Source organism: Nitrospira sp. (genome assembly GCA_037045225.1).
In the GTDB taxonomy this organism is placed as follows: Bacteria; Nitrospirota; Nitrospiria; order Nitrospirales; family Nitrospiraceae; genus Nitrospira_A.
Genome location: JBAOHZ010000008.1, coordinates 38,615 through 61,632, shown reverse-complemented (window position 1 = coordinate 61,632; position 23,018 = coordinate 38,615). Strand labels below are relative to the sequence as shown.

Sequence of the window (23,018 nt, the reverse complement as noted above, 5' to 3'; positions counted from 1 at the left end):
TAAGGAGGAGAAATGAACTCTTTCTGGATTTACCCTTTCATCATTGTGGGAGGGGCGCTGCAGACCTGCGGCGCTGCGATGAATGCCCAGCTCTTTCAGTCTTTGGAAAACAAGTGGCTCGCAAGTGCCGTGTCCTTCGCGCTGATCACTGCTTTCTTCTTATGCATTTTTGCAATGTTTCCAAACCCACTTCCGAGTAGCGAAGGCCTCGCAAGGATGCCGTGGTGGGCTCCCTTGTGCGGCCTGGTCGGAGCCGTTCAGGTCTATGCCGGGCTCACGCTTGTGCAAAAAATCGGAGCGGGACCTTTTATCGGTTTCACCGTGACCACAGCTCTGGTCATGTCCCTCTTGCTGGACCACTATGGCTGGTTCCATATGCCGGTGCACGAGATCAACCATTGGCGTGTAGTGGGAGTTGTACTCATGATTGGCGGGATTGCGCTCATCGCAAAATACTGAAGGAACGTAACATGGGCCAGATAGTTATGAAGATCATTATCTTGGTCGCCTTCATGTCTTAGGCGTGGCGGCCGGATTGTATTCTGAGAGCAGTATAGGCTCCAATGGTAAGCGAGGCATCGGCGGCTTCCCCTTCCACCGCTGCCGTGCTGAGGATTGGCCAACAAAGAACTGGCTCGGAAGACTCCTATCGAAGATGCGGTTAGCCCAGAACAATACAACCCCATCTGATTGACGATGCAGGGATGTTGCTAGGTCCTTCGCAGCGGTGCTTTCGTCACCGAGATGTCGTTCCTTTCTACACATCTGAGTGCGGGTTGTGCTCTACTGTCGGAGTTCTCTCCTATTGTCGATCCTTTTGGAGATACGAACACAATGATTCAATGGATCCCGCGGGTCATTACACGGGTGGTCTTCATCAGCATGGTTCCATTCCTGGTTGTCCTTTTATTTGGTAGTTATCTCTCATATCGATACAACGGCATTCTCCGCGAGAACAGAGAGCTGGTTGTGCATACCTACCAGGTCATTGCAACCATCAATGACCTGTTTATTGTGATTGAGGATGCGGAGACTGGGCAACGAGGATTCGTCATTACCGGGGAACCGGCGTATTTGGATCCCTATCGGTCCGCCCTTCAGACGGTGCCCCGCTCACTCGTGGCGTTACGCCTACTGGTGACGGACAGTCCGAATCAGATGGACCAGGTCGCAACCCTTGAGGCCTCTCTAGAGAAAAAGCTTGACGAGCTCGGTGCGACCATCGCCCTGCGACATCTCAGGGGTTCGACGCAGCTCGATCGATGATCGTCGCCGAAAACGGTAAGGTGGTGATGGATACGATTCGCAGGATCGTCGCGAAGATGAGTGAGACCGAGAGGGTGCTCCTGGCGGCGCGCACGGCTCGCGTCTCAGTTGATGAGCGCAATATAGTCATTGTCGTTTTCCTCGGCGCAGCGTTGTCGATCGTCACACGCCTCGCCATTGCGTTCCTTGTTCAGAGATGGCCGACGCGACAGACACAAGCGTAAACACTCCCGGTCAACGAGAAAGTCCCGAGAGGCCTATAAGGACAAGGACACATTACTGACACAGGCACACCGCATGCTGGCCACCCGCGCACTTCTTTAACTGAGGACGATGATGTCGCATGCATCTTGCCTTGTTCAATTCATGGAACGCTGATTGGCTTGCACTCAAAATATTGGGCGCTTATACGCCATGCGGAGGGAGACGGTGCGCTTGTCGTGGCCCCTGGGGATGCGGATACAAGTTGCCTTCGTGCTCGTGCTATTTCTTGGATCTCTCGGAGTCTTAGTATGGAACGCATTTACGAGCGCTTTATTGCCAGGGCAGGAACTCCGCGTGCGCACTGTGCTGCGCGAGGCTAGTCATCGAATGGCCAAGTCAGCGGACCCTATGGTCACATCTCTCGCTCATGGCGGGGCTGACCCATTTGAAAAAATAGGTGTGGCCCTGCGCGGGATTGCCACAGGTGTCGTGGCGGATTTTCCCGGTGTAGAAGGGGGATTCTATTTGGCCGGCACGATTGACCGCTTCAGTGGGTATGCGACCGGCAACGCCCATCCCCATCCAGGACTTTCCCGAAACGATCCACCACCGCTTGAGGCACCGTATATTCAAGTCCAGGCTCGGCAAAGCCTCGCTGAAGCATCGACAGAGCCGTTGTTCAGTGTCCGCGATGTTGGGCCGAGCCGCGTGGCTGTTGTCACCGAGGCGATTGGCTCCAGTCGCCCCGCTCTTGCGACGACCTGGGTCATGTTTCGATTGACAGGGCCGGAGCAATTACATGCTGAAGTCCGGCGCTATCAGGTGTCCTTGACGCTGGCGCTGGTTGGCATGACATTGTCACTATTGCTCATGATTTCACTCGTACGATCACTCACGCGTCAACGAATCATGCAGGACAGACTACGCAATGAACTTCGTCGCTCTGAGCAATTGGCTACACTTGGCAAATTGTTGGCCGGTGTTGCCCATGAGATTAGAAACCCGTTAGCTGGCATTCGTTCGACCATTCAGCTCTGGGGCCGAATGCCTGAGACAGCCAAGACCAATGAGTCGATGGAAGCGGTGATCCAGGCGGTCGATCGTTTGAACAACATTCTGAGCCGACTTTTGTATTTTTCACGGGTGGATCGTGCCGAGCGGCAATCTGTGGATGTCAATCAGATTCTCGAGGCAACCTTCACATTGCTGGAGGCACAGGCGAGCGAGCAGCAGGTAGCTCTGGACCTCCAGTTGCAATCCGGACTACCCCCTGTCTTGGGATCTGGCGAGGCGCTCAGGCAAGTGTTTCTCAACTTGGCGACCAATGCGCTACAGGCGATGCCGGACGGTGGGTGTCTAAAATGCCGCAGTCGTTATCTTCAAGAAGAACGAGTGGTCGAAATCTCTCTATCCGATACTGGAATCGGAGTATCAGCTGAAGATCAAAAACATCTTTTCGAACCGTTCTTTACGACCCGATCTCATGGAACGGGGCTGGGCCTCGCGTTATGCCGGGAAATTATTCAACAGCATGATGGGCGGATAGACTTGGTGACGGAAGAGCGTTTAGGCGCTACCTTTCGAATCGTGTTGCCAATAGCGAAGCGAGAAAGTGACCAATGACCGGCGGCGTAAGACCTCGCACAACGATTGGGGTCGCAGATGATGAGGCCCTCATCCGGACGAATCTCCGTGTCTTGCTCGAAGCCGCTGGCTATACCGTCATTGAAGCAGCCGACGGCCTGCAGGCTGCAACGATGCTGGAGGATGAGAGGATCGCATTAGTCTTACTCGACCTGAAAATGCCGGGCCGATCTGGCCTCGACATTTTACGCGACCATCAGGATCGCACGGAGGACGTACCAGTAATTGTCATTACGGCAATGGGGGGGAGCCAGGCCGCGATCGAGGCCATGAAACTCGGCGCCTATGACTACATTACGAAACCCTTCGACCTCGACGAAGTCTTGTTTGCCGTGAAACGAGCCCTGACGCAATCCGCTCTTGTCGCCCAGGTCCAGGCACTAAGTGCGGAGAGTGACGGAATCACTTCCAGCTCAGCTGAAGAGGAACTGGTCGGGCGTAGTCCAGCGATGATGGGGATATTTAAGACCATCGGAAAGGTTGCCTGCACACAGGAACCGGTACTGATCTTGGGAGAAACAGGCACAGGCAAAGAGCTTGTGGCGAATGCCCTCCATCGGAATTCGAGCCGAGCCGGCGGTCCACTTATCAAGGTGAATTGTGCAGCGCTGAGCCCCACCCTTTTGGAGAGCGAGTTGTTCGGTCATGAGCGTGGAGCGTTTACCGGAGCGGTGGGCTCGCGCATGGGCCGATTTGAGCAGGCACACGGCGGGACGCTATTTCTTGATGAGATTGGAGAGTTACACCTCGATTTACAGGCCAAATTGCTGCGCGTGCTGCAATTCAATCAGTTTGAACGAGTTGGCGGCAATCGTACCGTGGTGGTAGATGTCCGGGTGATCGCCGCCACCAACCGTGACTTGGCGGACTTGGTTGGACTAAATCGATTTCGGCAAGACCTGTACTACCGCTTGAACGTGGTCAGCATTCTGCTGCCGCCTCTTCGGGATCGTCGCGACGACATCCCCCTGCTGGCGGAACAGACAATCCGTTTATTGGGTCGAAAGTATCGATGGCCACAGCTCGCGATTTCGCCCGAGGCGCTCGCATTGCTTTACGAACATCCATGGGCAGGCAATATTCGTGAGATGCAGAATGTTCTGGCTCGTGCAGCGATCATTGCACGAGGACGATTAGTCCTACCTGAAGATTTGTATGCGACGGCATTGCTGGCCGCAACCCCCTCAGCCACCTGCGCCTCCGCCCCTCTCTCTCTCAAGGAGATTCTTGCTGAGACTGAACGACGTGTGATCCACCAAGCTCTAGAAGAAACGAAGTGGAATCGTACCAAGGCCGCGCATCTGTTAGGAATCAGTCGCCGACAGCTCTTCGACAAGATCCTGCAATACGGGCTGACCCGCTAGCCTTGGGTGGAAGTTCCTCACTGATGGGGGAATTCTGCTCAACTCACGTTCCTTGCCTCGTTTATCGCAAGAAATAGTCTCTAGGCGTAGCCTCATTCCTGCGGTACAGCCTAGTGCCTCGATTCTGTCGCAATCCTATTGGCAGCAATGGTTTCCATGATCATGCGGCAGTGGCTCTTCCAATTTACAGGGATTGCATGTCTCTGCGGTCGCGTTGCTCTTGCCTTGGTCCGCGACTTGCTCAGTCCCTTCTGTACAAAGGGTTCACACTGGACCTTTTGAGAAGGCATCAGGCGTTCCAGAGCTACCTACATTCTAGAGGAGGTTTTCCATGAAACCCATTATGCAGCACACCATGTTCACTGGCCCCGTGCTCGTTGCGACCATGGCGTTAGCGTTCGCCAGTGCACAGGCACAACCGACGCCACCGCCACTTCCGACTCCAGTGCCTGCTCCGTCGGCTCCAACTCCCGGTGCATCTACGGGATTCGGGCAGCCCAACCCGCTCATACAAGGCACAGTGACCCAGTACATGATGAATCCACATGGCGAGGTGGATGGGCTGCTTCTCAGTGATGGCACTCAGGTGCATTTCCCACCGCACATGGCGACTGAGTTGGTGGGCACGGTCAAGCCTGAGGATTCGGTGAGCATTCAGGGATATCGGAGCGGAGGGGGACCGGTCGTACGGGCGAACGTCATTACGAATACGCAGACCGGTCGATCCGTTATGGATCGAGAGCCTGGCATACTTGATCGGCCGCTCCTCCCACCGTCGGTCAGGGACTGGTCCATGGTCGAACGGCATGCTGACGGCATCGTGCGCATTCTACTCTATGGACCCAGGGGTGAAGTGAATGGAGCGGTGCTTGAGGATCGTAGCATCGTTCGTGTTCCGCCCCACGCCGCGTATCAACTTAGGAGCCTTCTTCAAGTGGGGCAACCAATCAGTGTCGTTGGATACGGCGTAGAAAACGAGTATGGGCGAGTGATCGAAGCGAGCTCCATTGGTGCCCCAGGCAAACCAATGACTCTTATGAGCGATCCGGGTCCCGGTGGTCGGCGTTGAGAATCAATTGACAGGATGCGAACTAGCCGTGGTGCATGCGCCACGGCTAGCGTGTGGACAGAGGGGTCAGAGTCCTACAATCTTTCGACCTGATGAGTCAGGGATCACTCGATCATACTGGTAAGCCTGTGCGCAACTTCCGAGAGAGCTTGACCTAGACCCAGCACCGTAAGACAAAGGAACGATTGAATGAATAGCAACATTGGGGCTAGCGCACAGAGTCTCCGGGCTCTCGACTATCTCAATGTATTCTTGGCCGATGTACGCGACGGCGTGGGCCCGTACCTCGCAATCTATCTGTTGGCGACGCATCACTGGGATGCGGCCAGCATTGGGATCGCCATGTCGGCCATGGGGGTCGCCACCGTGGCCGCGCAGACCCCCTGTGGCGCGCTGCTTGACTGGTTCACACATAAACGCCTCCTGGTCGTCGCGGCGGCACTCCTGGTCGGCATCAGTTGCACCGCGATGACCGTCTTCCCTTCTTTTGGATTTATTCTCGCCGCCCAGGCGCTCAACGGTGTAGCCGCGGCGATCTTTCCTCCCGCCATCGCTACTATTACCCTCGGCATGGTGGGGCCTAAGCGGTTCGCCAGGCGGATGGGCCGCAACGAAGCATTTAATCATGCGGGGAATGTGGGAGCGGCTCTTTTGGCCGGCTCGGCCGGCTATCTCCTCGGTCGACAGTGGATCTTCTACCTCGTGGCGGCGATAGCTGTGGCCAGCATCGTGTCCGCATTGTTGATCAAGGAAGAAGATATCGATCACCGGCTGGCCAGAGCGGAGGCCACAGAAGCGGATAGAGGGGGTGACGCGGTCTCAGGGATCCGAGCGGTGTTTGCCAGACGCGAATTAGTGGTGTTTGCGGTCGCGGTTACTCTCTTTCACTTCGCCAATGCGGCGATGCTGCCCCTAGCAGGACAACTCCTCTCTGAAGGCAAAGCCACGGGCGCGTCTTTGTATATGTCGGCCTGCATTATTGCGGCGCAACTCGTGATGATTCCGGTCGCGGCCCTGGCCGGCACTTTCGCCGACCGCGTGGGCCGGAAACCGATTTTCTTGATCGGGTTTGCCATCCTCCCCATTCGCGGATGTCTGTATGTGTTCAGCCATGACCCGATCTTTATCGTGCTGGTTCAGCTCCTGGATGGGATCGGAGCCGGGATTTTTGGAGTACTGTGGGTGACGGTCGTCGCCGATCTCACGAAAGGAACCGGCCGGTACAATCTCGCCCTAGGGGCCATTGCGACCGCGCAAAGTATTGGTGCCGCACTCAGCAATGTCGCGGCAGGCTACGTGGTGCATTTGTGGAGTTATGATGCGGCCTTTCTGGCGCTCGCCGCCGTGGCGTTAGCCGCTTTCAGTCTCTTTTATGTAACAATGCCCGAGACGAAAGACGCGACGGAAACCGAACGTGTTCGCAGAGGCATGACAAGCGTCTCTGCCATATAAACTACTGGCGTATTTGTCCTCTTTCTCAGACACAGGAGACGACAGCGATGACATATGCCCTCACCATTCTTCTTCTTGTTTGCTCGAACATATTTATGACCCTGGCATGGTACGGCCATCTCCGGTTTATGAATAACCCGATGTGGCTTGCGATTGTCGCGAGTTGGGGCGTGGCATTCTTTGAGTACTGCTTGCAAGTGCCCGCGAATCGGATTGGATATCAGCTGCTCTCCGCCTATCAGCTCAAGGTTCTTCAAGAGGTGATCACGTTGACGGTGTTCATCATCTTCGCCCAGCTGTATCTGGGCGAAGGGCTGAAGCCCAAACATCTTGCAGGATTCTTATTACTGGGTGTAGCGTCCTGGGTGGTCTTTCAAGAGCATTATGGACTGGAATGGTAGGTGAGACTCGCGGCATTCCCTGCGAACTTGATGTATGTTGGTGGCTTTATCGTTGGCAAATAAATCAAGAGGCCATTTTACCCACCTGTATGCAGGATGCTTGCTAGAATGGAGTCTCTCAATCGTGCGGTGAAGACCATTATCCTGTAGCAGGACCCATGGCTACTGCTCATAGCAGAAAGCTTCTTGTATCACTTGCTGTGCTCGGCTTCGTGGGCTGCGCTCCTGAAGTTCAGTACACCAAACCAGGCGGAACGCAGGAGGAGCTTCACTGGGACCGGTATGAATGTCTGTCTCCTCGGGGAGCGAGAATGGATCGGCCCATGCCTGGGCAACAGGAACTTGACCGGTGCTTAGCCCGGAAGGGCTGGCGTCGAGTGGATGCTATGAAGCAGGGCGACTTCCTATCGTGCGATCTGGCATCGGAATGTGGCTCTCATAGGCATTTACACGTATAAACAATATTAACTGGAACGCTTGTACGCGAACTTCAAGAGATGGCTCAGATTTGACGCTCTCCCGCCACCACCACGTTAGCACTTCAACGTCGTTCTCCTTCCCATGCTCCGAGAGCATTACGCTTCGGACACAATTGCAGGAAGTTTTTTCGCAAGGCGAGTGTTTGCAATGCCGTCTGTGCCTGCAACGCCGCATACTTTGCCAAGGCGTTAGAGCACTCCCGTGGGGCATTCGCACCCGCCGCTAAGCACAGCAGCGCTTCGCATGCAAGGCGCTGATCGCCTGTCAGGACTTGCGCCTGGGCTGGCGGTGTCATCAATGTTTGCGCCAATACCATCAGTGCCAATGCCAACAACATGGTCTTTGTCGTTTTCATTGTCATATCCTCACCTTTTTTCCTTTCTGACCCTGCTTCTTCCTCCTGCTGTGCCGGTTTGTATCGACGGTCTCGCCCCACAAGAGGCACCCGCTCGGTGAGCGGTTCTACCATTGGCCGCCACACGACGTGAGGCCTGCTGGATTGTCTGACCCCTAGGACGACACAAGTATGCTGCTGGGCTGATGTCTCTGTGCCATGGCCTCGCGTTCGAGCACCACGCCGTGGCCGCCGCTGTGCCGGCACAGCCCGGCACGTGCTCGGGCTCGTCACGGTGAGCGCTCGACTCATCGGCCATCGGCGCATACCCTCCAATCATAGTGGCCTTCGCTCTCCACGTGTGGCGAGAGAGCAACGGCCATATGTTTTGGAGGTTTTATGAAGAGACCCGTCAGCCCGTTTACGATTCACATCTATGAGGCTAATTATGTGGTGAAACACATCGCCGCCCCACGACACTCGACCTGGGTTCGTACGCAGCCGCAGATGACACAGGGACTGATCCGCGCGGGGCATAGCCTGGTGCGATCCGGGCTCGTGGCGGTGTTCGTGGTCGCTCGGTTGTCCTATATGATCGCCCGCATCTGCATCGGCGCCGTGAGAGGTATTCGCCTCGTCTACGACGTCTCGATCAGGTTGCTTGAATTCGTGTTTATCACTATCCCCCTGTTCGTCATTGGCCTGTGCTTTTTGCTGGCTACGATCGCATTTGCTTGGGGGATTGTCGATGCGCTGTATCGTAGCTTTTCTCATCTTCCTCGTCCTTGACTGACCTCTGTGCTTGTCCTTGACCGGCAAGGGATCAGTCTTCCTTCACAGCTATCGCACATCATGACGTGCTCAATGGTTCACGCGCATCGCTGTATCGAGCACGAGCCACTCCTTCACACACGTGTCCGTCGTTGCCGCATATCAGACCGGTTTCTCCGTCTACCAGTGCGAGAATACGAGCGTGACGGTCACCTGAAAGCTCGAGGCAGTGCCAGAACTGGTGTCCGGAAGTCCGCAGTTGGATGCGCCCCAAGTCAATCGCCACAATTGTCATGGCAGGGTCCGCCAATCCTGGACTCGATGAATCCAGTTCGAACCCAGTTGCACGATGAAACGCGAGAGGCCGAAGCATGTCGCTCGCTTCGCTCAACGATTACAACGTCGATTGATAGGATGTCTGGATGTCGTGCCATAATGTTTCATGAGTGGTTCTGAATTCTGAACCCCAGCAACAGGAGGACCGCAAGGTGTGCGGGATAATAGATATAGAAAAAGCGTGATGCTCTCGGAATCTCGAGCGTAACGCCATAGGCCATTCCGGCGAGGACCACAAACGACGCGCAGGCCCACCAATTGCCATTGATCAGCGTGAGGCTGGCTGTGCCCGCCAGCCACAATAGGAGCGCCCCCCAAGTCGGATGCTTCCAGTACAACCATGCGCCTACACAGAGCGCGATTCCCGGCCACCAAAATTCAACCATGGCGCCACCCAGAAGAAACACCGCCGCCGCTCTGGTTTTCCAGAACGGCCGACGTGACTCGATCACGGACATGATGCAGACAGCGACAGCGAGCGTCCCCATGCAGTTGAGCGGCCACCAGCCAAACCCGAGTCCTCCTAAGGCGATGAACGGGACTGATGCGATCACGCCACAGAAAAGAAGACGAGTCAGTACTCGGACGTAGACGGCAGGATCGTGGCTCCGAACTCGAGCAAGGTTGTAGGCCAGCACGATTCCAAAGAGCGGCATGGCCAATCGTCCTGCCTCATAAACCCCCGCCACGACCGGCATCATGCCGTATTTCTGCACATGGTCCGCCGTCATCAGAATGAGTCCGAGCCACTTCATGGCTTCCACCGCACCGTCCGACAACTCTACATGAGGCAACGTCCAGACAGGCATACTCGATTACCGTTCTATCCTGATGCGCTCCTGTTCACGCATTCGCGTCTCATTGGGGACGTGATCGGTGTGGGCCGCCGTGCGATCAAAGACCTGCACCACTGGTTCATGGGTCGTCGTCCTCACGGCGGACGTGATCGTGTCGCGAGCTTTGACGCCTAGGGTCTGGAGATTGAGGACTTCCCACACATTACGCCGTACAGCATGGGGCCCCATGCCCACTACCTCCCCGGCCTCGTTCTTCACCGGAGACTGGACGGTCACCCTCTCATTCGCTCGTTGGATGAGGGCGACCGCCTGGCCTATTTTGGCGTCGCTTCGCTCAATCGCTCGCGCCAGATTTACGCCCCACACGGTTTGTTCTCCTTTTGCCGTCTCCACGGTGACGAAATAGCTTTGGGGGGCCTGTTCGTCATGACCGTACCGAGCAGGGCCATGTTCTACGATTGTGCCGACCACGAGTCGTTCGCCGTGCAGCCGCGCGGTCGCTTCCTCCACCGCAGCCGCAATCATCGCGGCCGAGTCACCCCGTTCGCGCAAAATAGCCTGAAGAGTAGTGATTGCCACATTCTGTGAGGCAGTCAGTGTGGTCGGACTTTTTTCAACAGGAATGGTCGAACGGTCGCGAGGTGCCCTCTCTCCAAACGAACTCTTTTGTTGTTTCGTAAGTGTTTCTCCCTTGCGTTCGTTCAGTCGCGCTCGATCAATCTCACGCGGGTTGTATCCCTCTACCTCAATGCTCGCAATGGTGGCTTGAATCCAGACCTCCACCTTGAATCCTTCCGACCCTTTCACTCGGAGGGAGGTCCACCCTTTTTCTTGGGCCCGGAGCATCATGCCGTGGATCACGGTGTGATCATTCTGATCCGTTGTCAGGCGTTCCCCATGATCAGAAAATGCCACTTTCGCGGCTTCACCATGGCCAGCACGAAAGTAAAATTTGTTGTCGGCTTTAAGGAAGCGTCGCCGCAACGATTCGGCGGCGGCTGTGCTCTGATTCATGAACGGTTCAGGTGGTACGGTGTCTCGTGGGTCCTCCCCAGGTAGAACAATTTCATTCACGCTGCCCCTCTCTCGAGTCTTTCGCTCCCGCAATTCGTTCATCGGACGTTCTCCTGATGCTCTCTTGGGCCATATACACTATCGAGTTTGATAGCCATGACTCACCGTCAACACATCGAGTTATTCACCGGCCCGCGGCCGGCGCATGGATGGCGAAGCATTCGCCGATCGGGAGCATCTGGCCTTCGGTATTCGTCAACGTCTAGCCACGAGTCTCGGCAAACAACCCTGCTGTTGTATATGATCATCTCTTGCCCCTCATTGAGCTTGGCAGCTACCGGAACACCACACTCCTGTTCCAAAGCTCGGAGCACTACCACGTGTGACAGACCGGCAGGGTCCATGGTCGGCCCGGCCATCAGCGCTACGATTTAGGTAATCGGAGGTGAGGTCGATCCACCCCTCGAAATTCGCAGCCCCTGGTCGCGGCCCGCATGTATCGGTGGGAACCGCTTCCATCGCGATCATGGGCACCACAGACGCATTGATTGGCGCCGTCGAGAGCGGAAATACGGGCAGGGATACCGTCACTGCCTTGTCTTTCGTGGCCGTCTTATCAGCGGCTTGACTCAGAAACGGTGGACTGCCGACACCCACAGGCTGCACCTGGCGGACACGGCCTTTATCCGATTCCTGTTGTTGAAGTTGTAACAGTGTCACGTAGGCTTTTAATTCCTGAACTTGTTTCGTAAGCGCGTCTACTTGACGTGCGAGGCTACTTCGCTCCACTCGATCCCGGTGATCACCCTTTACCCGTTCCCTGTATTGGCTGATCACTTCCTCTGAATTGACCGGGATCCGAGACTCGCCTGATGGAACAACCGGCTTCGGCGCACAGGCGACGCACAACGCACTCGCGAGGTAAAGGATCAGACCTTGAACGCGCCACGATTTCATAGGTTCCTCCCTGAGCCCTCTCGTTCCAGCCCAGATGAATCACGGACGGCGCGCAGAGGCGCTAACTGTGCGACTAGGCTCTCATCCGTTGGACGGTCCTCTACTCGCGGACAATTCAGTGGACGGCCATTCGCGATGCTCGGATCGCCTGGGACGGTGCAAGCATCCGGCTCCGTCCACTCTAACTGCGCAAAAAATGCATCGACCAGTTGGGTGACGTCTTCGACTTTCGGTGGACGGTGAACCACGGGCGGCAATAACCCTGTGTCGATCGTGAGCTTGGTGAGGTCTAGCGGTTCGTTCGCGGTCAGTGGACGAACGCGCCGTTCCACCTTGGCCATGTGGAGATCCACATCGAGGAAAGGAATGTCTGCTGAGAGATCCTTACGCACAAACGCGGCAGTCTCGAACTCGCTCTGTGTGGGCAATCTGCGGCCTAAGCTGGCGAGAAATGGGCTCACCGTTTTCAAGCGATTCACCAAGATCGGATCGAGGTAAAAGAAGGCTTTATTGCAAAGGATGGGTTTCGTGTTGATGAGGTTGATAATTTGCCGCGTCTGCCCCAACTCCTTCAATTCCTGTGGCAACATGAGGGGCCGCGCGTGGTCGGATACATTAGAGCTTGTGGAGCCGTGGCCTGTATGGCCCCAGGCTTTCGGGTAGCTCATGCCCGTGGAAACGGCTTTAGCGGTGTAGGTGCCTAACATGTGCGAATACTCCTGTGCGTCTTGTTGCTCGCGGGGCGCAAACATCACTTGGCAGGCGTGGTTCGTGACCAAGGTGCGCGCATCCTTCTCTCCGTAGATCGATTCCAATTGGGACAAGCTCTGGATGATGGGAAAAAGCCGGATGTTATAACCCGCGATAAACCCCACACTCTTCGCCAGAATATCGACGCGTCCGATGGCCGGAAACTCATCGAGGAACAGCAGACATTGGTGCTTCAGCGCGGGATCGGTCGCGGGGAGATCAATCGTGTTGTAATGAATGAGTTGCGAGAAGAAGAGATTCACCAATAGGGCCGCATCGCTCAGACGATTGGCTGGAATGCCTACATAGATAGCCATGCGGCGCTTCCGTACCGCGCTCAGGTCAATGTCCGTCGCGCTGGTCGCCGCATCCACAATGGGGTTACTGAATATGGTGAGGGGAGCCGTAAAGGTCGCCAGGATGCCGGCCATCGTGTTGTCGCTCGTGGTACAGAAGCGTTGCAAGGCTTCGGTACACTCATTGCTCAACGGCGCATGACCCAGGCCACGCTTGTTCATCAGCCCATTCACATAGTCCTTGATGGGTTGGCCCTTCCCGGACGCTTGTCGGAGTAATTCCCCCAAGCTACAAGGCAGCGTCGGTGTTTCGAGGAGGTACAGGCATAGACCGAGGAACAAATTTCTCGCGGACTCATTCCAAAACGCATCTTTGACATGCTCTGTCGGGTACAGCACATGCCCGATCGCCTGGATTTCACCCACGCGGAGGTGAGACGTGCGATGCACCGCATCGAGCGGATTCCAGCGATGGCTTCGATTATCCGTGCCGAACGGGTTAAAGAGAAACACCGCGTGGCCGTGCATCTGTCGAAACTTCGATGTGTATGCGAAGTTCTCCATTTTGATATCGAGCACCACCACCGAATCGTTATAGTTGAGCAAGTTCGGCAGGACGACACTGACCCCTTTTCCCGATCGAGTTGGCGCGGCCAGCAGGACAAATTCTTGACCGCCATAGATCAAATATCGAGAGCCTTGCTTCCCGATGATCACTCCGCGGTCTCCGTACAATCCGGCCCGGGCAATTTCCGCCGGACTGGCAAATCGCGCGGCACCGTGTAATGGGATGGCGGCATTCTTCAGAGTCATCACCAGCACGCCGGGAATACCGAACACCATAAAGAGGCTAAGCCCGGCTGAGAGTTGCAGACGCTTGCGTTGGGTCGCATCATCGCGATAGGCCCGCCAGGCATCCGGCCACCTCTGTAAGGACACCTCTGCCGGGACACGTTTGTTCGTCACATCGAACATCGCCCCGGCGAGGCAATCAGCACCCACAAGGCCCACCGGGATGTATAGGAGCGCCGCGAGTACCGTGGCCATCAGATTCAGTCGCATTGGACCCTCATGCCCGTACCACCGTGGCGGCTCCGAACCGAGCCATGAGCTTCGCGATGGGGTCGTAATGGACTTCCGCGACGTAGCGTTCTTTATGAGTCGGTTGGCCGTGGACGTCATAGTGGTTGTGCGCGACGACGTGTACGATCACATCGATCGTCAAGGACACGAGGCGCTTGAGGGACGCTGCATCATAAATGGCGGCTTGCTCATGTTCCTTGCACATAAAGACATAGCGCTCTGCCGCCAAGGCGCAAGACTCGGCATGATAGGACGTGATCGAGCCGCTGTGTCCCGTGGTCAGCAACTTCAGGAAATCGAAGGCTTCCCCTCCTCGCAACTCAGCTAACAAGACTCGATCCGGCTTCATCCGCATATTCGACGCGATGAGATCCGCTGGGGTCACTTTCGCCACGCCTAGACCACCTTTCGAGTACAGGAGATGGACTCGATTCCCATGATTCGGCAAAAACAGTTCGCGCACGTCCTCAATCGTCATCAGGCGTTCATCGGTAGGAATGGACTGACAGAGGGATTTCATCAGCGTGGTTTTGCCAGAGCCGGTCTCCCCCACCACGGCAATGTTCTTTTTCGCCCGTACAGCTTGGTGAAGGAATGCCCCCAGACGTTTCGAGTCCAGACAGTCCACCAAGCTGCGTTCCACCACGTCGAGATCACCTATACGTCCATCCAGGTCACTGGAGCGCGCCCAGACATAGCGATGGAACGCCTGTTCATTCTCGTACTCGTCCAGGGACTTGATCCTGGCGCTGGGTCGACGTATCGAGAATGAGACGGTCCCCAATTCGACGGCCGGCGGGAGCACAATCTGAACGCGCTCTCCATCGGGAAGCATGGCCGACAGTATTGGTTTGTGTGGTCCGACCTCTTGCTCAGTGTAAGTGGCAATGGCGGTCGCGAGGGCCATGAGTTGGCCCAACGTCAAGTCCGGCGCATCACACCGTGCCCAAGCCGCGCCCACCTCGATATAGACCTCTCCGGGACGATTGATCACAATTTCTGTGGCCTCAGGCCGCGAGAGAAATCTGAGCAATGGACGCAACAATTCGCGCACCATGGTATCGTGCGCGAGGACATTACTCGGCACGGAGTGCATAGACCGTTCCAAAGTCCAAGTCACGGGCCACGAAGATCGTCGCCCGATCGCCCTGGTGTTTGTAAAGTGTCGGCTTCATGTTGATGGTCGATTGCAACACAAGCTCTGCCATTCGATTGCCCGTCGTGGCAGAATTTTGATAGATCGAGAGTTGCCCTTGTCCGCCGCCGCCAGCGGCTTGCGCGGTCGCAAATCCAATGGCATCCTGCACGACCGAGAGAAGAAATCCTGCCCCTAAACGGTCCCACCAGTGATTGTCCACATAGCCGGCAAGCCCGGAGGTGCCCAATTCATCGGCGGCCGGTGAGTTGAGATTGATGACCACTCCATTCGGTGTCTTCACCCGCGTCCATAACAGGAACAGCCGACGTTGTCCCTGTGCCATCGTCGCGGAGTATTCGCCTACCGCTTCGGAGCCACGATCAAGGAGCACCACCCGGCCGTTATCGCTATAGACATCAGAACTGAGCACGCAGGTCGCCATGCCGGCCACCTCATTGACGAGACGGATGGTTAACGCGCAATCAATGCTTCTTCCTTTTGGAAGCAGCATATTTCGGTCTCCTACCATGCCCGCTTGAACCATCGGTGTGGAGGAGGGAGTGAGTAATCCCCCGATTGCGCCGGCGCCGCTGGGCGCAGGGCTCGGGGGGAGCGGCAGTCCCGCAGGCCTGAGACCCATGAGTGGCATCCCAACGCTACCTCCCTGCCCGGGCTGTCCAGGATCGGACGTCGAACTGGACAAGTCCGTCTCCGGAAGGTTCAGGCCAATCGCTTGCGCCCCGCCGATTAGGGCTTGATCCAGCGACCCAACTCCGCGAGGATTGCCGAGCAGATCGCGCACTAATGAAAGTGCGGCCTCTGGTCCGGTGGTTTGGAGGTGCTGTGTGGCTGGTCCAGTCGGAGCATGGGTGCTGGCCAGGATCGCCTCTCCCCCAAATCGGCTCTGCCGTCGTGATCCCGGTTGCTTCCCCCCATCTCTTCCAGTTCCATAAGGCATCGACTGCCCACTTTCAATCTGACCATTCTCCATCCCTGAAACGACCATCCGAGAGGTGAGGGACGCCGGGTGAGCCTGACCCTTGCCCATTGAGGAGGAAGCTTTGTGAGGCTGATACACGGGATCCGAGTCGAACACACGTTTCGGCCCCACCTGGGCGGGTTTATTCTCGACCTTCGCCGCGTGCTCCTCTTTCTCGGCTTCGGCGGTTCGATGAGCGGTCCATTTGTTCAGGGCCATCAGGAGGCCGATCATAAGGACCAACCCCACCACCACGAGGAACCCGAGTTTTGCAGCCCTATGGCCCAGCGCACCAGCTCGATGATTGACGGAGACAATCCCTAGCTCGCCGCTCCCGTCTGTCGCCACGTTCTGTTCCATCATGCCTCCCTCAACGCACTACGCGACTGACACCCGACACCGTCACGCCATTGGTGGGAGGGACGCCGGTCATATCGTACGCGTCATTCCACAGGCCCACGACCGCCTGCCCCAGCCGCAAGACAAAGCGCCGACCCGTCCGCTGGACCACGGCCAGTTCCTTCTCCATGTGAAAATTGAGGCGGGTTTCTTCCCCGGCCGGAGAGATGTAAAAAATAGCTGGAATGTCACGGTTAGATGGGAATGAAAAGTAGGTAAACCGTCCATCGTCGAACACCAGCGCGGGAGCGATTTCATCCGCGCCGGTCAGGACTTCCATCGAATAGGCCCAATTCTGTGGCTCCGGCGTAAAGGCTGCGAGGCGATCGGCCACAATTTGTTGATTGTCACGCGCTTGCTGAGTGTGGTCCAGACTGGCGGTGAGAGCCATGACGGTCTGTGGGTTCGGGAAGGGGATCGGATGGCGGAAGATCACCCGATACATAGCCTCCTCGATGTCGTGGCCATCGGCTGGCCTGCGCGACCGTCCCAGCTTGGTGTCCGCAAGGACATGAAACTCCAGGCTGTAGTCCCGCTTATCCGTCCGAATTTCGAGATTGTTATGCGTCGCGTTGTCCTTCGGCTTCACCCACACTTGATTCGTTCCCACGTCGGCCCTGATACACCATTCCGCTTCTGACTTCGCACAATCACCCAAAAATCCCGTCGCGGCCACGACGATTTTTTCATCTTCCCCGAGGACGACGCGCGTGATCACGCCGCGGCGCACGTGCACGGTGGTGACATCATCCTGTTTGTACGTCACATAACGCACTCGTTGATCGAGTCCGCCAGGCTCTGGAATTTCCGCCGCGGAGACCCCTACATTCGCCAGCCCCAATGCAAGGATCAGACACCTGACCATCCGCCTGAGTTTTCCGTTCATGATGACCTTTCTAGGGGCGTTCCATCAGAGCCAGGGCGCCCGCCGGGCTGACCGTACCAATTTCATCGTCTACTCTGTAGCTCGTCACTTTGTAGCCCAGCGGGTTCTGAATCAGATCCTTTTCCTGGCCCTTCATCGACATACGATATTCATAGGCCAGTGTGGCGATGAAATACTGGGGCGAGCCTACAGTCTCGGCTTCCGTATGCTTGGCTGTCTTTTCAAACCGCACGGTGGCCTTTAATCCGACAGCATCGGCGTGTAACGTCACACTCAGGACCTTGACCTTCACTTCCATCCCCGCACCGAATTTCTTGTCGCGCGCGTGTGGCCCATCATAGATCTTCGCGTAGTCCCGCCCCACCTCGTCAGCACTCATGGATAACACCGTGTCGTAATCTGCCTGGAGCAGCCGGAAGTAGTAGGACTCCCGCGCGAGGACATATTTCTGAGTCCAGTGCTTATCGAGTAATTCTTGATACCCCATCACGGTGCGATCATCCGCCGCGCTGACAAACTCCACGTTTCCAGTCGCCCGATCGACCGCGAACACATACGGAATGGTGGATTTCAGTGGAGCAAGACAGGCCAGCCCGATCCCCAACCCACAGGCCAACAGGCAGGCCAGCCCGGCTACCCACCAGGCCCGTCGTTCGGACTGCTTGAGACGGAGGCTTCGATCTATTTCCCAATCACGGCTCTGCTCGTAAAATTGTCGCTCATCGCCACTCTTCACAGGGCTTGCGTCTGCCATGGTCTTCGCCGTCCTTATCGGTGTCTCTGTCTATGGGTAGGTCAGTCTGTCGATGCCCCGAGGCGTGCCCGGAGCTAACATATGCAAGGTTCGTTCATGATGTTCCTGTTCCGCTGCCTTCTCTTCCGCTTCGGCCATGGCGTGCATCGTCATAATACGATTGGTATCGTTCTGAACCAGTGCCTGCTCTCCGGCGATTCGCGACTGAAGATCTAACGAGGCTTTCTCGTCGGCGGTGCTATCGATGCTGTTGGTGAGTGAGCGGATTTGATTCAGGCGGCCTTCCAACATGCGAAAGGTGTTCGCGTAGTACGCTTGGGATTGGGGGGTTTGGTTGAGAATGTTTTGGCAGATTCGAAGGGCATCGCCGGTTCGCCCCTCACAGTTATAAATCATGCGATTGTTGCGAATAATTTGCGCCGCCGTCGTCAAGCCATTGATCCCCCCACTGCGAATCGCCCCATAGACCGCGTTCACATCCGAGGGCACCACGCCAGCCAATGCGAGGTTGTTAAACAGGCTCGCCATATTCCGGGAACCCGTGATGGCATCAATTTGGGACTGCGCTTGCGTAATTTGCTGCTGCATTTGCTGAAGCTGTTGAATCCAGGAAATCGCCTGAATCACAGACTGCACCAGGTTGGCCGAATCAATGACGGGTATCCCCGCCTCTGCCCTCGGCACAAAGCCAACCATCACCAGCGTGATAAACGCACCCAGGGCAACGGCTTTTTTCAAGACCCGCACACGGGACCTCCTTCGGTTAGGTAGAGCGCTGCAATCGTTCCAACACCCCTCGTTGATAGAGATCTGAGCCTGCCGGACTCGTTGGGATCGGGAGAGCCACACTCGTGCCAGATTGGCCGCTCTTGGAGCGACCGCCGGACGTGTTAATGAGGGTCCCTGACATGGATGGCGTATTCCCCTTTATGGCTACAGCCCGGGCAAGGCTTCGTAACCCTCCGGTCGCAACCAGTGCGCTCTCCCCTCCAGCACTCCCAAATGAAATCGATCCTGCTAAGACCGCACCCAACGATTGAACGTGAGTCAAGACATAGGCACAGGTTAAGGAGAGTAAGAGGAGGCCACAGGTGTCGACCACAATGGAGGTCTGTGAGTAGCCGGCCAGTATTTGCGTACAGGCCGTGTGCACAATGCTGGTCATGAAACTGACTGTGGCCATGATCAGCACATTGGTAAAGACAGAAGAGAGCGCGGCCGATACCCAACTCTCTGCATAGCGCTGCGTCACGGGAAACATCGCACAGAAGATAAAGGCAGGGCCCAGCGCCAGAAGGACGGCCAGGGAGACCTTGGCCACCAGATAAATACCCATTGAAATAAACCCCATGGCCAACGCCGCCACGGCACACAGGGAGCCGGCGACCAGTAACGCGAACTTGGGAAACAGACTGGTGCTGGCGTCAGTGAACAGTTGTTCGATCAGACTGTAGAAGGGCGCGGCCATGTGATCGACGGTGGCCCCGACCGTCGGACCGCCGCCGAACGCCGTGGCAAAGGCGCCTTGTAGACCGTCCAACCCATCTGTCACGATCGTTTGATATGCCGGTCCATGTAAGGCGAGACCGGAAATCATCGCGATCCGAAACCACTTCCATAAAAGAGTCGACACCGCATCTGGTGCCTCCCCTCGCATCACTTGGAACCCGGTCCAGAGGATATAGGTGGCCACGGCAGTGACCGCAATAGGCGTGAGCACATCAATGACGGCATTGCTGTAGGTCGTCACATAATTCGTGAGTGATGTGTTGATCGCGCCTTCGACAAACGTCCCGATACCCATTGCACCCTCGGCTCTGTCGTCTCACCACTCAGCTGCTAGAGTTGCTCCCACGGGCGAAGACTGTTCCGCTATCCAAGCTACTTCCATCGCATACTTCGTCATTCCAGTGCGGTGTCGTTCCCGGCTGTCCATAGGTATGCTGAGGTTGCCAGGCCCACCACGTTCCATTCTGGCTCGTGGCTTTGGTGTGTCTCCCCGCTGTGCCCGGATTGCTCGCTCGATGCATCTGGAGCCGATAACCCTGCCCTGCGTGTTCGCCTGCTGTTCGTCATTTGATTAGGCCGCGCCGCGCCGCGATTCGTTCGTGCAGCACTGGCATCCAGGCCTCCGGCGCATCGCCGACGTCTTCACGGATCCGATCGAGCAATGCCACATTCTCTGTGGTCCCGGAAATGACATTCAGAATGTCTGGCATACTACCCAAGTCAAAGGTGACAATTGCGGACCCATGCCCTTGCTTCACCAAAAACATGCGGCTGGCCTCTCCCAGATTCTTGATAATCCGATATTCGGATTCGGTGACTTTGAATCCGTGAACATAGTCGGCGTGATCCGCTCGGGGATTCGGCAAGAAAATCTGTGTGACACTTTGCTCCACCATGGTTTTACCAATCGGATGCCCGAGGACGTCGGATGGGGATTGAGTCACAAACACACCCAGACCGGATTGCTTTCGAATCGTCTTTTGTTTATTGAGGGCAAACTCCGAGAACATCGAGTCTTGCAGGGGTTTCCAGAACTCCTCCATAAAGTAGACAAAGGGGTCGCCCGTAATCAGGCTCTCAGTCAGATGGAGTAGGTACGCCACGATCGGCGTCCGAATCTCGGGATCATCGAGAAATTCTGTATAGTCGTACCCAAACAAGCTTGCGCCGCTAAAATCCTGTGTATCGGAGGGATTGTCGAAGGCCCATCCGAGCGGGTGCCCCCTCGTCCATTTCTTCAGCCGCGCCTTCACACTATTCTCACCGGTGGCCGGAAGGTTTTGCATGATCAATGAGAGACAGCGCACCTCGCGTGATACCGCCTCGCTCATCACGATTCGCACGGCATGGCTGATCTCGTGCTGCTCCTTCGCCGATAGCAAGGGCAGGTCCTGTCCCGCAGTCTTGATGAACTGGCGGATCAGTTTTTCGCAGAATTGCAGGTTGTGGGCTGTCGGCTCGAGCTGGAAGGGATTAAACCCTGTTGGCGCGCCTCGCTTGAGGGGAAAGTATTTGCCGCCCATCGCTCGAATCCCGATCTCGGCGCCCCGATCCTTATCAAAAAACACACAGCGGAGCCCGCGGTATTTCGTCGCAAACGAGAGCAAGGCCATTTCTAAGGCGGTTTTTCCCACCCCTGTGGTGCCACAAATGAAGGTGTTGCCAGGATATTTCTCATCCCGTGAATCTTTGTCTTCGGGGGACGCATGAAAGTTAAAATAATACGGTTGGCCGCTCGGCGTTTTGAATAGCGCCAATGCTTCTCCCCAGGGATTGCCGGCTCGTTTCCCACGGGCGAAATTATGAAAGGGGCTCAAACAGACAAAATTCCGGCTGGTAATCGTCGCCTCTCGCGGCCTGAGGCTCCAGTTTCCGGGAATCTGGGCGTACCACGCGCATTCCGGGATCACATCGACCGGGGACATTTTAAAACCTGATCCATCTTGAAATATGGCCCGGAGTTCCGCCAGGGACTTCGCCACCGCGTTCATCGTGGCTCCGAACACGGCGATGGTATAATGATACTCCCCCAGATCAATGAGGCCGCTTTGGATGTCTTCCGCCGCCTGATCCATTTGCTCAATTTCTCTGGTCGCGGCATCTTCTGACGCGATCAAATGGCCTTTCTGTTTGTCGAGCGCCTTGAGAGCATCCCGCTTGTTGTAGATCGAATAGCTCTGCGTCTCGATATACTCGTCCTCTCCATAGAGGATGCCGTTATTCATTCCCGGCTCGGAAAACTGAGGATACTCCTGCATGTCCAGAAACCCCGCGAATTTCCGTTCCTTCGGATGCCAGATCTCCACCATCCCGGTTTTATCGCCAAAGTGGAGCCGCGAGGTTGGGAGGTAGGACGTCAACGGTGCGCGACGAAAGGGGATCTCTTCCCAGACACCGTTGATGAGATAGCCTAGAAAGGCGAGCATCTCCGAATAGACGATGTCCTGTTTCGTATAGGTACCGAGTCGCTGAGGCTCATAGCGCCTCAAGCTGGCTTCCAGCTGGCAGGCCGTATCTTCCAGAATGGCGAGATGTTCGGTCTCTTGATCGCGAATCTGTTGCAGACTCCGCCCCTTTAATCGTGTGAAAAAACTCCGGACTCTGGAGGGGAAGGGGCGATACACTACCGACAGATACAATTCCGTGGCCATCTGCCGATGACTGTCGAAGGACCGATAGTAGCGATCGTTCAACTCTTCACAAAACGCATTTGGGGACTTGCCCGATAACCGTTCGGTGACCACCCGACGAATCTTATGGGACCACACCGCGTAGTTCCCACCTCCTAACGCGCGAATAAAGTTGTGCAACCCTTCTTTCCGCAGCAAAATCTCGGCCCGATCCGCGGTTTCAAACGTGATCCCTTCCAATCGCCAGATGGCAAGGTAATCGCCCGTGTTCGACAGCTTGACCACGTGGGCCGTGATGGGGGTGCCCAACGGAATATAGTCACTGGCCGGAACCTGAGCCGAGGCCGCTTTACTGACTTCTAAGCGAGTTCTCATGGTGTGTGTCCTGCGGGATTGGGCTCACTCTGCCTGGAACAGACAGCAGCCCATTCCGTGATGCTCCTTAGCCCCGCCGCCTTTTAAATCTTAGCGGCCCATACGAAATCGCACCCCACGTGCTGCGATT

At 56.3% G+C, this 23,018-nt stretch carries 20 protein-coding genes; 9 read left to right on the top strand and 11 right to left on the bottom strand.

What is annotated here, in order from left to right; genetic code table 11:
- Nucleotides 1-12: 12 nt before the first annotated feature.
- The 8 genes from V9G17_00915 to V9G17_00880 all read left to right on the top strand — a co-directional run bounded on the left by V9G17_00915 (nucleotide 13) and on the right by V9G17_00880 (nucleotide 7,400).
- Nucleotides 13-459: a DMT family transporter gene (locus V9G17_00915; GenBank protein ID MEI2751135.1), complete on the top strand. Its 447-nt coding sequence runs from the start codon at nucleotides 13-15 to the stop codon at nucleotides 457-459.
- 375 nt (nucleotides 460-834) lie between these two features.
- Nucleotides 835-1,266: a CHASE3 domain-containing protein gene (locus V9G17_00910; protein MEI2751134.1), complete on the top strand. Its 432-nt coding sequence runs from the start codon at nucleotides 835-837 to the stop codon at nucleotides 1,264-1,266.
- Nucleotides 1,263-1,490, top strand: coding sequence for a hypothetical protein (locus V9G17_00905; protein ID MEI2751133.1), 228 nt, complete (start codon nucleotides 1,263-1,265; stop codon nucleotides 1,488-1,490). The genes V9G17_00910 and V9G17_00905 overlap by 4 nt, the downstream gene beginning before the upstream one ends.
- A 388-nt stretch (nucleotides 1,491-1,878) precedes the next feature.
- Complete coding sequence (locus V9G17_00900; GenBank protein ID MEI2751132.1) at nucleotides 1,879-3,093, top strand: ATP-binding protein; 1,215 nt, start codon at nucleotides 1,879-1,881, stop codon at nucleotides 3,091-3,093.
- Complete coding sequence (locus tag V9G17_00895; protein MEI2751131.1) at nucleotides 3,090-4,478, top strand: sigma-54 dependent transcriptional regulator; 1,389 nt, start codon at nucleotides 3,090-3,092, stop codon at nucleotides 4,476-4,478. The genes V9G17_00900 and V9G17_00895 overlap by 4 nt, the downstream gene beginning before the upstream one ends.
- Before the next feature lie 331 nt (nucleotides 4,479-4,809).
- On the top strand, nucleotides 4,810-5,547 hold the full coding sequence (locus V9G17_00890; protein MEI2751130.1) for a hypothetical protein: 738 nt from the start codon (nucleotides 4,810-4,812) through the stop codon (nucleotides 5,545-5,547).
- Nucleotides 5,548-5,736: 189 nt separating this feature from the next.
- Nucleotides 5,737-6,999, top strand: coding sequence for an MFS transporter (locus tag V9G17_00885; protein MEI2751129.1), 1,263 nt, complete (start codon nucleotides 5,737-5,739; stop codon nucleotides 6,997-6,999).
- 47 nt (nucleotides 7,000-7,046) lie between these two features.
- Nucleotides 7,047-7,400 carry a DMT family protein gene (locus V9G17_00880; GenBank protein ID MEI2751128.1) on the top strand — a complete coding sequence of 118 codons (354 nt, stop codon included), beginning with the start codon at nucleotides 7,047-7,049 and terminating at the stop codon, nucleotides 7,398-7,400.
- A 541-nt stretch (nucleotides 7,401-7,941) separates the two neighbouring features.
- Here the strand turns inward: V9G17_00880 and V9G17_00875 are convergent.
- Entirely contained in the window at nucleotides 7,942-8,235 is a 294-nt protein-coding gene (locus V9G17_00875; GenBank protein ID MEI2751127.1) for a TrbM/KikA/MpfK family conjugal transfer protein, read from the bottom strand.
- 378 nt (nucleotides 8,236-8,613) lie between these two features.
- Between V9G17_00875 and V9G17_00870 the strand changes: the two genes are divergently transcribed.
- Nucleotides 8,614-9,003 carry a hypothetical protein gene (locus V9G17_00870; GenBank protein MEI2751126.1) on the top strand — a complete coding sequence of 130 codons (390 nt, stop codon included), beginning with the start codon at nucleotides 8,614-8,616 and terminating at the stop codon, nucleotides 9,001-9,003.
- 422 nt (nucleotides 9,004-9,425) lie between these two features.
- Here the strand turns inward: V9G17_00870 and V9G17_00865 are convergent, their stop codons facing one another.
- From V9G17_00865 to V9G17_00820, 10 genes are all read right to left on the bottom strand, one after another.
- The gene (locus tag V9G17_00865; GenBank protein MEI2751125.1) at nucleotides 9,426-10,130 is read right to left on the bottom strand and encodes a TraX family protein; all 705 of its coding nucleotides are present in this window, start codon (nucleotides 10,128-10,130) and stop codon (nucleotides 9,426-9,428) included.
- A gap of 6 nt (nucleotides 10,131-10,136) precedes the next feature.
- The gene (locus V9G17_00860) at nucleotides 10,137-11,132 is read right to left on the bottom strand and encodes an LPD7 domain-containing protein (protein MEI2751124.1); all 996 of its coding nucleotides are present in this window, start codon (nucleotides 11,130-11,132) and stop codon (nucleotides 10,137-10,139) included.
- A 953-nt stretch (nucleotides 11,133-12,085) separates the two neighbouring features.
- A complete protein-coding gene (locus V9G17_00855; protein MEI2751123.1) occupies nucleotides 12,086-14,197 on the bottom strand; it encodes a type IV secretory system conjugative DNA transfer family protein in 2,112 nt (703 codons plus the stop codon).
- 7 nt (nucleotides 14,198-14,204) lie between these two features.
- Nucleotides 14,205-15,314, bottom strand: coding sequence for a P-type DNA transfer ATPase VirB11 (gene virB11 / locus V9G17_00850; protein ID MEI2751122.1), 1,110 nt, complete (start codon nucleotides 15,312-15,314; stop codon nucleotides 14,205-14,207).
- Nucleotides 15,295-16,698: a type IV secretion system protein VirB10 gene (gene virB10 / locus V9G17_00845; GenBank protein ID MEI2751121.1), complete on the bottom strand. Its 1,404-nt coding sequence runs from the start codon at nucleotides 16,696-16,698 to the stop codon at nucleotides 15,295-15,297. Before virB10 ends, virB11 begins: the two co-directional genes overlap by 20 nt.
- 7 nt (nucleotides 16,699-16,705) lie before the next feature.
- The gene (locus tag V9G17_00840) at nucleotides 16,706-17,620 is read right to left on the bottom strand and encodes a TrbG/VirB9 family P-type conjugative transfer protein (GenBank protein ID MEI2751120.1); all 915 of its coding nucleotides are present in this window, start codon (nucleotides 17,618-17,620) and stop codon (nucleotides 16,706-16,708) included.
- A gap of 10 nt (nucleotides 17,621-17,630) precedes the next feature.
- Nucleotides 17,631-18,374: a VirB8/TrbF family protein gene (locus V9G17_00835; protein MEI2751119.1), complete on the bottom strand. Its 744-nt coding sequence runs from the start codon at nucleotides 18,372-18,374 to the stop codon at nucleotides 17,631-17,633.
- A 30-nt stretch (nucleotides 18,375-18,404) separates the two neighbouring features.
- Nucleotides 18,405-19,121, bottom strand: coding sequence for a type IV secretion system protein (locus tag V9G17_00830; GenBank protein ID MEI2751118.1), 717 nt, complete (start codon nucleotides 19,119-19,121; stop codon nucleotides 18,405-18,407).
- Nucleotides 19,122-19,137: 16 nt separating this feature from the next.
- Nucleotides 19,138-20,178, bottom strand: coding sequence for a type IV secretion system protein (locus V9G17_00825; GenBank protein MEI2751117.1), 1,041 nt, complete (start codon nucleotides 20,176-20,178; stop codon nucleotides 19,138-19,140).
- 268 nt (nucleotides 20,179-20,446) lie between these two features.
- Nucleotides 20,447-22,888 carry a VirB4 family type IV secretion/conjugal transfer ATPase gene (locus V9G17_00820; protein MEI2751116.1) on the bottom strand — a complete coding sequence of 814 codons (2,442 nt, stop codon included), beginning with the start codon at nucleotides 22,886-22,888 and terminating at the stop codon, nucleotides 20,447-20,449.
- Between the last annotated feature and the right edge of the window lie 130 nt (nucleotides 22,889-23,018).

Bases quoted from the DNA above. Each gene is read 5' to 3' on its own strand.
- virB10 (MEI2751121.1), bottom strand. From the start codon at position 16,698: ATGATGGAACAGAACGTGGCGACAGACGGGAGCGGCGAGCTAGGGATT.
- V9G17_00875 (MEI2751127.1), bottom strand. From the start codon at position 8,235: ATGAAAACGACAAAGACCATGTTGTTGGCATTGGCACTGATGGTATTG.
- V9G17_00865 (MEI2751125.1), bottom strand. From the start codon at position 10,130: ATGCCTGTCTGGACGTTGCCTCATGTAGAGTTGTCGGACGGTGCGGTG.
- V9G17_00890 (MEI2751130.1), top strand. From the start codon at position 4,810: ATGAAACCCATTATGCAGCACACCATGTTCACTGGCCCCGTGCTCGTT.
- V9G17_00900 (MEI2751132.1), top strand. From the start codon at position 1,879: ATGGTCACATCTCTCGCTCATGGCGGGGCTGACCCATTTGAAAAAATA.
- V9G17_00905 (MEI2751133.1), top strand. From the start codon at position 1,263: ATGATCGTCGCCGAAAACGGTAAGGTGGTGATGGATACGATTCGCAGG.
- virB11 (MEI2751122.1), bottom strand. From the start codon at position 15,314: ATGCACTCCGTGCCGAGTAATGTCCTCGCGCACGATACCATGGTGCGC.
- V9G17_00895 (MEI2751131.1), top strand. From the start codon at position 3,090: ATGACCGGCGGCGTAAGACCTCGCACAACGATTGGGGTCGCAGATGAT.
- V9G17_00855 (MEI2751123.1), bottom strand. From the start codon at position 14,197: ATGCGACTGAATCTGATGGCCACGGTACTCGCGGCGCTCCTATACATC.
- V9G17_00825 (MEI2751117.1), bottom strand. From the start codon at position 20,178: ATGGGTATCGGGACGTTTGTCGAAGGCGCGATCAACACATCACTCACG.
- V9G17_00820 (MEI2751116.1), bottom strand. From the start codon at position 22,888: ATGAGAACTCGCTTAGAAGTCAGTAAAGCGGCCTCGGCTCAGGTTCCG.
- V9G17_00910 (MEI2751134.1), top strand. From the start codon at position 835: ATGATTCAATGGATCCCGCGGGTCATTACACGGGTGGTCTTCATCAGC.
- V9G17_00870 (MEI2751126.1), top strand. From the start codon at position 8,614: ATGAAGAGACCCGTCAGCCCGTTTACGATTCACATCTATGAGGCTAAT.
- V9G17_00880 (MEI2751128.1), top strand. From the start codon at position 7,047: ATGACATATGCCCTCACCATTCTTCTTCTTGTTTGCTCGAACATATTT.
- V9G17_00840 (MEI2751120.1), bottom strand. From the start codon at position 17,620: ATGAACGGAAAACTCAGGCGGATGGTCAGGTGTCTGATCCTTGCATTG.
- V9G17_00860 (MEI2751124.1), bottom strand. From the start codon at position 11,132: ATGAATCAGAGCACAGCCGCCGCCGAATCGTTGCGGCGACGCTTCCTT.
- V9G17_00915 (MEI2751135.1), top strand. From the start codon at position 13: ATGAACTCTTTCTGGATTTACCCTTTCATCATTGTGGGAGGGGCGCTG.
- V9G17_00835 (MEI2751119.1), bottom strand. From the start codon at position 18,374: ATGGCAGACGCAAGCCCTGTGAAGAGTGGCGATGAGCGACAATTTTAC.
- V9G17_00885 (MEI2751129.1), top strand. From the start codon at position 5,737: ATGAATAGCAACATTGGGGCTAGCGCACAGAGTCTCCGGGCTCTCGAC.